We start from the raw sequence: 2,533 nt of genomic DNA on the forward strand, positions 1-2,533 counted from the left end.
GGCACGGCGCTGCAACTGCAGCCCTGCAGCAGTGCGGCGACGCAGCAGTTCGACGTGGCGCTGATCTCGACCGGCGTCTACAGGCTGACGGTCGCGGCGAGCGGCCTGGCCATCGACGTGCAGAACGCTTCCGCCAGCGACGGCGCGCCGCTGCAACAGTGGACCGACAACGGCACCAACGCACAGCGCTTCACGCTCGGCGAGCCGGCCGCCGGCGTGATCACGCTCGTCAACGTCAACAGCGGCAAGTGCGTGCAGGCCGCCGATGCCGCGAGCCTGCGCCAGTACGGCTGCAACGGCAGCAACGCGCAGCAGTTCAGGCTGGTCGGCGGCAGCATCAACCCGCCTGACCCGGTCGCCGTGGTGCCGCTGTTCCCGCAGGGCACGCCGATCACCGAGCCGATCCAGAGCGTCGAGGCCGACGGCACGCTGGTCACCTACATGGGCATGCGGCCCACCGAACGCCATGCGCGCGAACGCGGCGAGGCCTGGGACGCGCCCGACCAGGGCCCGGGCCGCTACCTGACCTTCCCGTCGTTCTACTTCCAGAATCGCAGCTTCGGGCTGGTGATCCGCGACGAGGTGCCCGCCGGCCGCTCGAAGATCACCTTCACGCTGCGCGTCAACGACGGCACCTTCGACGGCACCACCTTCAGCCTGTTCCGCAACGCCGGCGACCCGAACGTGCGCGACTACGGCTGGGCGCTGAACTACGGCTTCGGCAACCCGAAAATCGTCGACATGGACAACCACCCGCTGCCGATCTGCATCGCCGGGCAGCCGGATGCCGACTGCCAGTTCTCGGTCGACACCAACTGGCGCACCGATCCGCACAGCACGCTGAAGGTGGGCGACCCGGTCGAGCTCGCGCCCGCGCCGCGGCTCAAGTACAACGCCGACGGCAGCGCGGTGATCGACGGTGGCGGCGCACGCTACTACTCGTTCGAGCAGCTGTACGTGGCCGGTGTCGGGCTGCGGCCCTGGTACGGCATCGCGCCGAACCTGGACTCCGCGCCGCTGCCGCCCGAGACGCTGTCCGGCGGGCAGACCAGCCTGTCGTACAACTACTCCGAAGAGCCGATGCGCGTCTTCCAGCAGATGGCCAACAACATCGGCATCCAGAACACGAAGCGCTTCGTCGAGGGGCGGCGGTTGTTCCACACCTCGTTCATCGACGGTCGGCATTCGGAGCACCCCGAGAGCAACCCGGTGTTCAGCGCGCATGCCGGGCAGCTGGGCCCGCGCTACAACCAGGTGAGCTGCATCGGCTGCCACGGGCTGAATGGCCGCACCACCGCGCCGGCCGCCGGCACGGTGTTCGCCGGCACGGTGCTGACCGGCACGGCCGGTGCCGACGGCAAGCGCGTGCCCGACGCGACCTACGGCCTCAACGTGCTGCAGAAGGCCGCCGCCGTCGGCGCGGCCGACTACGGCGTCAACGTGCAGGCCTACACGACGACGGTGCGCACGCTGGCCGACGGCGAGAAGGTCGAGCTGCAGAAGCCGGTCTACGCCTTCAAGGGCCCGGTGCCGGCGCAGTACTCGGCGCGCCAGGCCCCGCAGGTGATCGGCGTCGGCCTGCTCGAGGCCTTGCCCGAGAGCACGGTGCTCGCGCTGGCCGACCCGGCCGATGCGAACGGCGACGGCATCCGCGGCGTCGCCAACCTGGTGACCGATCCGGAGTCGGGCCAGACACGCCTCGGCCGCTTCGGCTGGAAGGCCGCGAAGGCGAGCGTGCGGCACCAGGCCGCCGAAGCGCTCGTCAACGACATGGGCGTGGTGTCGCCGGTGTACCCGTCGCGCAGCTGCCAGCGGGCCGCGGCCGATTGCCGCAGCAACCCGCAGGGCACGGGCGTCAACGAGCAGGAGCTGCAGCGCGTCGTGCAGTACCTGGAGCTGCTCGCGGTGCCGGCGCAGCGCAGCCTGCGCAGCGCCTTCCCGGCGGGCGTGCGGGTCTCGCCGGAGCACGAAGTGAACCCGGCGCAGGTGGCGCGCGGCGCGCAACTCTTCGCGCAGGTCAACTGCACCGCCTGCCACGTGGCGACGCTGAAGACGGGCACCACGCACCCGTTCGCCGAGCTGCGCGACCAGACCATCCACCCCTACACCAACCTGCTGCTGCACGACATGGGCGCGGGCCTGGCCGACACGGTGGCCGAGGGCAAGGCGCAGCCGTCGATGTGGCGCACCGCGCCGCTGTGGGGCATCGGCTCGCTCCCCTACGTGCAAGGCAGCGCGCAGAACGTGCACTACCTGCACGACGGCCGGGCGCGCACGCTGATGGAGGCGATCGGCTGGCACGGCGGCGAGGCCGACAACAGCCGCCAGCGCTTCGAGGCCTTGTCCAGGGACGACCGGGCCGCCGTGCTGGCGTTCCTGAACACGCTGTAGGGAGGGAAGCGTGAGCTCCTACAGGCGGTCGCGCCGGTGGACGATGGCGCCGGCGCACCGGCTGCGTACCGTGGGCAGCGATGGACACCGTCGCTGCCCCACCGCCCTCCCGCTGGCCGGGCCTGCGCGCCTGGTGGTTGCT

Annotated in this window: 1 protein-coding gene; it reads left to right on the plus strand. The window is 71.2% G+C overall.

Going from position 1 to position 2,533, the window contains the following annotated elements; genetic code table 11:
- On the plus strand, nt 1-2,391 hold a 2,391-nt coding region (locus tag AC1D01_RS29700; protein WP_477872830.1), incomplete at its 5' end, for a di-heme oxidoredictase family protein.
- Nucleotides 2,392-2,533 lie beyond the last annotated feature (142 nt).

This window comes from Rhizobacter sp. P3_B12 (assembly GCF_056402895.1).